Origin of the sequence: Vibrio sp. M260112 (assembly GCF_036533775.1) — a bacterium.
GTDB lineage: Bacteria > Pseudomonadota > Gammaproteobacteria > Enterobacterales > Vibrionaceae > Vibrio.
Genome location: NZ_JATABH010000191.1, coordinates 1 through 540, shown reverse-complemented (window position 1 = coordinate 540; position 540 = coordinate 1). Strand labels below are relative to the sequence as shown.

The 540-nt window shown below is 45.4% G+C and carries 1 protein-coding gene and 1 pseudogene; both read right to left on the bottom strand.

What is annotated here, in order from left to right; all coding sequences use genetic code 11:
• Nucleotides 1–341: IS66 family insertion sequence element accessory protein TnpB (gene tnpB, locus QTN95_RS21015; RefSeq protein ID WP_331418893.1), on the bottom strand; the 341-nt coding region annotated here is incomplete at its 3' end.
• Nucleotides 338–540: pseudogene (locus tag QTN95_RS21010) on the bottom strand (IS66 family insertion sequence element accessory protein TnpA); the annotation flags it as partial. The pseudogene QTN95_RS21010 and the gene tnpB, both read right to left, overlap by 4 nt.

Below are 540 nucleotides of genomic sequence, written 5' to 3'. Positions count from 1 at the left end.
AAATCGTTTATTTCAATGGGTTTATGGCCGATAATCGTGAAACCTGAAAGCAGTCTCTCAAGCTCGAATTGAGTCAGGATAAACACTTCGTTTTGCTCTTTTGTAGGCCATTTGTACTTGGCTTTTTCGAGGCGTTTATACCAGAGAGCGAAGCCTGTTTTATCCCAGTACAACACTTTGATTTTGTCGCGCTGTTTGTTGGTGAACAGGAACAGTGCGCCACTCCCTACAGGTAAGTCGGTGTCACTTTCGATTATCGCAGCCAGGCCGTTAATGGATTTTCTAAAATCGACGCTTTCACGATAGAGATAGATTTCGGGAGCACTGAGCATGCGTTTCATGACAGCGCACCGATAAGCTCAGCGAGATAGGCTGCTGGCGTGCCTTGTGGGATGCTCAGTTCAACATTGTTTACAATCAGTGTCATGTTGGCCACTGCAATGTGAGTGGCTTGATACCTAGTGGTTTTTTCAACGACTTCTGCTTTAACAAAGCCAACCGTGTTCGGTTTTTCGATGTGCTTTAACTGTTGGCGCTTAG